Here is a 6810-nt window from a genome sequence, read left to right on the forward strand (position 1 = left end):
CGAAACAGCATGAAAATACAATAGCCATCAACTATGTCAAAAATCAGAAGAAAACTTATTCCAAGCCCCAGAGAGACCATTGACAGAAGCGCAAAAGATGCACAAATACAACAACTTAATCTTGTAAAGGATGCGCGTTATGACGGCTGGTCAATATACCTATGTAATGAAGGGCCTTTCAAAGGCCTATCCCGGTGGCAAAAAGGTCTTGGATAACATATTCCTTTCTTTTTATCCCGGAGCGAAAATTGGCGTACTCGGCGTCAACGGCTCGGGTAAATCGACCCTGATGCGCATCATGGCGGGCATCGATAAGGATTTTACCGGTGAAGCATGGGCCGCTGACGGCGTGAAGGTTGGCTATCTTTCGCAAGAACCGCAGCTGGACCCAAAACTAAATGTACAACAGAATATTGAACTTGCCATGGGTGACGCCCATGCTCTGCTCAAAGCGTTTGAAGATGTCAGCAATAAGCTCGGCGAAGTTACTGATGAAGATGAAATGACCAAGCTGATAGAAGAGCAAGCAGCGTTACAAGAAAAGATCGAAGCTGCAGGTGCATGGGAAATTGGTCGCACAGTTGAACTGGCGATGGATGCCTTGCGTTGCCCGCCGGGTGATGCAGATGTTACGGTGTTGTCTGGCGGTGAAAAACGCCGTGTGGCATTGTGTCAATTGCTACTGTCCAAGCCTGATATGCTCATCCTCGACGAACCGACCAACCATCTGGATGCTGATTCGGTTGCATGGCTGCAGCGTCATTTGGCCGATTATAAAGGCACGGTTGTGATGGTAACTCACGATCGATATTTCCTTGATAACGTGACGGGCTGGATTTTGGAACTCGCCCGCGGTCACGGCATTCCGTATGAAGGCAATTACACATCTTGGCTTGAACAAAAACAAAAACGCCTTGAGCAGGAAGGCCGCGAAGAAAACGCCCGCCAGAAAGAATTGGCCCGCGAATTGGAATGGGTGCGTTCATCACCTAAAGCGCGTCAGGCGAAAAGCAAGGCGCGTATGGCCGCTTATGAAGACCTGCTTAATAAAACACAGGATGATTTGTCGGGTACTGCAAAAATTATTATCCCAACCCCGCCACGCCTAGGCGAAAACGTAATTGATGTGGAACATATCAGTAAATCATACGGCGATCGTTTGTTAATTGAAAATCTATCATTCCGTCTGCCGCGCGGTGGCATCGTAGGCGTGATTGGACCCAACGGCGCTGGTAAATCAACATTATTCAAGATGATTACCGGCGTTGAAAAGCCTGATAGCGGGACCTTTAAAGTCGCAGATAGCGTGAAACTCGGCTATGTAGATCAAAGCCGTGATGCGTTAAAAGATGATAATACCGTTTGGCAGGAAATCTCCGGCGGACATGATGTCATTGAACTTGGCACCAAAAATATGCCTTCCCGTGCTTATGTTTCATCATTCAATTTCAAGGGCACTGACCAGCAGAAAAAAGTCGGCGTATTATCGGGCGGTGAACGCAACCGCGTGCATCTGGCAAAGATGTTGAAAACCGGCGCGAACGTACTACTTCTTGATGAACCGACCAACGATTTGGACGTGGATACGCTTCGTGCGCTTGAAGAAGCCTTGGTTGATTTTGCTGGTTGCGCTGTCGTCATCAGCCATGACCGCTGGTTCCTTGACAGACTTGCAACGCATATTCTTGCATTCGAAGGTGATAGCCATGTCGAATGGTTCGAAGGGAATTATCAGGATTATGAGGCTGATCGACGCCGCCGCCTTGGCGCGGATGCAGATCAACCGCATCGTATTAAATACAGACCTCTAACCCGCAAATAGGTAGAAAGATGAGCGAAGCACAAACAGAAAAACATGAATTTCAGGCAGAAGTCGGTCGTTTGCTCGATATCGTCGTGCACGCCTTTTACAGTCAGAAAGAAATTTTCCTGCGCGAGCTCATCTCGAATGCTGCTGATGCCTGCGACAAGCTGCGTTATACGGCTGTAACTCAGCCCGATTTGGCGCCTGCTAAATTTGCCATTCATCTGGTTGCGGATATTCCAAACCGCACGCTTACCGTGTCCGATAACGGTATCGGCATGACGCGGAATGAAATCGTCGAAAACCTTGGTACCATTGCGCGTTCGGGAACCAAAGCGTTCCTTGAACAAATGAGCGGTGATGCGAAGAAAGACATGAACCTGATCGGCCAATTCGGTGTGGGGTTCTATTCCGCATTCATGGTCGCAGACAAGGTTGAAGTCATCAGCCGCAAAGCAGGCGAAACCGAGGCGTGGCGTTGGACATCGGATGGAAAATCCGCCTACACCATGCAGCCTGCCACCAAAAACATCGCTGGTACCGATATCATCTTGCATCTAAAGGATGATGAAAGCGAATTTATGGAACTGGATCGCCTGAAGGCGATTGTTACCGCATATTCCGATCATATCGCTGTCCCGATTTATTTCGGCGATGATGAAGCGGAAAAGTTAAACCGCGCCGCGGCGTTGTGGATGCGTTCGAAAAATGAAATTACGCCAGACGAGTATAAGGAATTCTACCATCACGTCGCGCATGCCTATGATGAACCTGCACAAACCATTCATTGGCGTGCAGAAGGAACGCTGGAATATACGGGGTTGCTATTTATTCCTACCCAAAAGCCGCATGATTTGTTCGACCCGCGGCGTTTCCACCGTGTAAAGTTATATGTAAAACGTGTCTTTATCACCGAAGCTGCCGAAGGTTTGTTGCCGCCTTATCTGCGGTTCTTGAAAGGCGTCATTGATAGCGAGGATTTGCCGCTGAACGTCAGCCGTGAAATGCTGCAAAACAATCCCGTGCTAACGAAAATGAGAAACGGTATTACCAAGCGCGTACTGTCGGAGCTTTCCAAACTTTCCGAAAACAAGGAAGAATATACGAAATTCTGGAATAATTTTGGCGCCGTTCTGAAGGAAGGGCTTTATGATGATTACGATCACCGTGAGGATTTATTAAAGCTTTTCCGCGCATACACCACCAAAACCACCGCACAAGACAAGCAACTGGTCACGCTTGAAGAATACATTGCGCGTATGCCCGCTGAACAAGATGCGATTTACTACATCACCGGTGAAGATGCAGCATCTCTTGCCAATTCTCCGCAACTGGAAGGGTTCCGTGCGCGGGATATCGAAGTGTTGTTACTTAGTGATGCGATTGATGATTTCTGGGTCACTAACATGGGCACCTATAATGGCAAGGTATTCAAGTCTGCCACACGCGGTGACATGAACCTTGATAAAATTAAAAAGGTCGAAACGCCCGAAGAAAATAAACCGACATCAGATAGTATCACGGCACTGATTAAATCGCTAAAAGAAATCTATGGCGATAGTGTGAAAGATGTTCGCACATCCAGCCGCCTGACAAGCTCTCCGGTGTGCATTGTGGCCGCAGATGGGGAGCTTGATATCCATCTTGAAAAATTGTTGCGTCAGAACAAAGCGGCGGGTTTACCAAGCGGCGGCCTTACCGCGCGTCGCTTTCTTGAAATCAACCCGACCCACAGCCTGATTGTTAAAATGGCGCAAATGGCGGGCAACGCAAATAGTGAAGAGATGGCCGATTTAGCGTGGTTATTACTTGATCAGGCCCGTCTATTGGAAGGAGAGCCGTTGGCAGATCCACAGGCATTTTCACAACGATTGACTAGACTCAGCCTTAAAGCCGTTGCATAAATACGCCTTCAAATCTCCCTATAAGGTAAACCATGGCGACCGATAATAAAAAAGACGTAAAGAAAATTGTGCTGGCATTTTCAGGCGGCCTCGATACTTCCGTTATCCTTCGCTGGCTGCAAGATAATTACCGCGCCGAAGTTGTTACCTTTACGGCCGATTTAGGGCAAGGCGAAGAAGTAGAACCCGCACGTAAGAAAGCAGAGCTGCTGGGTTGCAAAGAAATCTTCATCGAAGATTTGCGGGAAGAATTTGTAAAAGATTATGTATTCCCCATGTTCCGCGCCAATGCCTTATATGAAGGCATGTATTTGCTTGGCACATCTATTGCCCGTCCGCTCATTGCTAAAAAGCAGATTGAAATCGCCAACAAAACCGGCGCCGATGCTGTCGCCCATGGCGCAACCGGCAAAGGAAATGACCAGGTTCGTTTTGAACTTGCCTATTATGGCTTGAAGCCGGATATCAAAGTTATCGCCCCATGGCGTGAGTGGGATTTGAATTCCCGTACAGTATTGCTGGAATATGCCGAAAAGCACCAAATTCCGATTACCAAGGCAAAAACAGGTGAGGCGCCATTCTCTGTTGACGCTAACCTGCTGCATTCTTCTTCCGAAGGGCGCGTTTTGGAAGATCCATGGGTAGAAGCCGATGAAATGGTTTACCAGCGCACCATTTCACCCGAAGCAGCGCCGGATAAAGCCGAATATATCGAAATCGAGTTTGAACGCGGTGATGCGGTTGGCATTAACGGTCAACGCATGTCGCCTGCAACTTTGCTGACCAAGCTGAATGAATACGGCAAGAAGAACGGTATTGGCCGTTTGGATCTGGTTGAAAACCGTTATGTGGGCATGAAGTCCCGCGGTGTTTACGAAACACCGGGCGGTACCATTTTATACGTTGCGCATCGCGCAATTGAATCCATCACGCTTGACCGCGGCGCTGCACATCTTAAAGACGATATCATGCCGCGCTATGCGGAGCTTGTGTATTTCGGTTACTGGTTCTCGCCTGAACGCGAAGCATTGCAAGCGCTCATCGACCACACCCAAACCAATGTGAACGGTGTGGTTCGTTTGAAGCTGTATAAGGGCAATACGATTGTGGTTGGCCGTAAATCACCAAACTCCTTGTACCGTCTGGATTACGTGACGTTTGAACAAGACAGCGTTTATAACCAAGCGGATGCGCAAGGCTTCATCAAGCTCAACGCGCTGCGCTTGCGCCTGTCCACAATGGCGAAGCAACGCGGTAAGTAAATTACTTTTTGGATGCTTTCAGCGTGTTGGATAACAAACACGCAATGGTCATCGGCCCAACGCCGCCAGGTACCGGCGTAATGGCTTTGGCGTTTTGTGCGGCAGCGCCATAATCCACATCGCCAACCAATTTTGTTTTACCATCGCGTTCAATGCGGTTGATGCCCACATCAATCACTACCGCGCCTTTTTTGATCCAGTCGCCTTTAATAAACTCGGGCTTACCAATCGCAGCAATAATAATATCTGCGCTACGGCACACGCTAGCTAAGTCCTTCGTCTTGGAATGGGTGATGGTCACGGTACAATCGGCTTGCAGTAATAACTGCGCAATCGGCTTACCCACAATATTGGAACGGCCAACGACAACCGCATGCAGGCCTTTCAAATCGCCCAATGTTTCTTTAAGTAAAATCATGCAGCCCATGGGTGTGCACGGCACAAGGCCGTCTTGCCCAACCGCAAGTTTGCCAGCATTCACGGGGTGAAACCCGTCCACATCTTTGGCTGGCGAAATGCGTTCTAAAACCTTTTGCGCATCAATCCCGTTTGGCAGGGGCAATTGCACTAATATGCCATGCACCTTTGCATCGGCATTCAAAGTATCAATCAATTTCAATAAATCCGCTTCGCTGGTGGTTGCTGGCAAATGATGCGGGAAGGATGCCATGCCCACTTCTTCAACAGCTTTTTCCTTGTTGCGAACATAGACTTCGCTGGCAGGGTCAGCGCCAACCAACACAACCGCCAGTCCCGGCTTTGCGGGTAATTGTTTTACTTGTTCGGCAATATAAGAACGAAGACGTGCAGATGATGCTTTACCATCAATTACCAAGGCAGAACTCATTGTGCACCTATGGTTGTAACCGTATGCGCCGCCAGTGGCCCGTATTCACGCAGCAATGAGCGTGTTAGTACAATGAGTAAGTAGAGCGCTAGAAACGACCAGTCAAACCCGCGATAGGGCGGTATGATTTTGCGAATGGGTTGTAGCATCGGTTCGAACAAGCCCTGCATATTTTGCCAGATCATTCCTGCAATTCGTCCGTAAGGGCTAAGTACGCCAAAGAAAAGCAGCAGGCTGAAAAGCCCATAAATCGCCATCATGGTTTCCAGAAAACCCAAAAAAATGTCGAGGACATAGAAAAAAGAAAACATGCTAACCCAGCTTGGTGTGAATGGTAACTTGGCTAACAATAACTCCAAGCTCGATAAAAACAAGCCTTGCACGAAAAGGCGCTAATAAAGGCTTTTTATGGAATGGGTTGGTGGCAAAGCAGATAAACGCTATTAAGCGGCGCTTTCTTCGCGTATGGTGGCGCTTTCTTCTATTTCATCATCAAACGCATCGATGTGCCATGGTGTGGCAGTAGTATTGAGTGGTATTTTTTTGTTCTTTTTGTCTAAAGGTTTGGATGACCAGCTCGGGTAGAAATCACCAAGACCAGCTGATTCAAGCGGATAAGGATACTGACTTTGAATTTTGTCCGGCGAAGCAATCCTTGCTGCGCTTGGGCCCTTGAATTCTGGATAGTAATTCTTTGTCATGATATGCCTGCCAAATTACTAAAAAATCAGTTCACTATTTTCATAGTGTAACTCATCGCAGGCTATGCATGCGGATATAATTTACTTTCAAGCATAGTTAACAAACCGCTGGACAGCGCATTATTATACGACTATTTATAGCTTACTCATTAGGGAGTAGCTTCCTGCGGTTTCAGCAGGGTTTGTGCCAACACAATTGCTATTGAAAAATGGCATGGTGCAAACGGCCTCGAACATTTTATGTGACAAGGCTTTGCGAGACTTTTGATTAACCCTGCCTTCCTGCCGGAAG

At 47.9% G+C, this 6810-nt stretch carries 6 protein-coding genes; 3 read left to right on the forward strand and 3 right to left on the reverse strand.

The annotated features are described in order from the left end of the window. Positions 1 to 139: 139 nt before the first annotated feature. Genes ettA through SFW65_08845 form a run of 3 tightly spaced genes read left to right on the forward strand, consistent with a single transcriptional unit; the run spans position 140 to position 4970 of the window. Positions 140 to 1822, forward strand: a complete 1683-nt coding sequence (ettA, locus tag SFW65_08835) for an energy-dependent translational throttle protein EttA (GenBank protein ID MDX1923218.1) — start codon at positions 140 to 142, stop codon at positions 1820 to 1822. Between the two features lie 8 nt (positions 1823 to 1830). Continuing rightward, positions 1831 to 3708 (forward strand): molecular chaperone HtpG, encoded by a 1878-nt coding sequence (gene htpG, locus SFW65_08840; GenBank protein MDX1923219.1) that lies wholly within the window; start codon positions 1831 to 1833, stop codon positions 3706 to 3708. 32 nt (positions 3709 to 3740) lie between these two features. Beyond that, a complete protein-coding gene (locus SFW65_08845; GenBank protein MDX1923220.1) occupies positions 3741 to 4970 on the forward strand; it encodes an argininosuccinate synthase in 1230 nt (409 codons plus the stop codon). A gap of 1 nt (position 4971) precedes the next feature. Here the strand turns inward: SFW65_08845 and folD are convergent, their stop codons facing one another. From folD to SFW65_08860, 3 genes are all read right to left on the reverse strand, one after another. Then, complete coding sequence (folD, locus tag SFW65_08850) at positions 4972 to 5817, reverse strand: bifunctional methylenetetrahydrofolate dehydrogenase/methenyltetrahydrofolate cyclohydrolase FolD (GenBank protein MDX1923221.1); 846 nt, start codon at positions 5815 to 5817, stop codon at positions 4972 to 4974. After that, positions 5814 to 6128, reverse strand: coding sequence for a YggT family protein (locus tag SFW65_08855; GenBank protein MDX1923222.1), 315 nt, complete (start codon positions 6126 to 6128; stop codon positions 5814 to 5816). Before SFW65_08855 ends, folD begins: the two co-directional genes overlap by 4 nt. Positions 6129 to 6260: 132 nt before the next feature. Beyond that, a complete protein-coding gene (locus SFW65_08860) occupies positions 6261 to 6518 on the reverse strand; it encodes a hypothetical protein (protein MDX1923223.1) in 258 nt (85 codons plus the stop codon). Positions 6519 to 6810: the final 292 nt, after the last annotated feature.

The organism is Alphaproteobacteria bacterium (genome assembly GCA_033762625.1).
Classification (GTDB): Bacteria; Pseudomonadota; Alphaproteobacteria; order UBA9219; family RGZA01; genus RGZA01.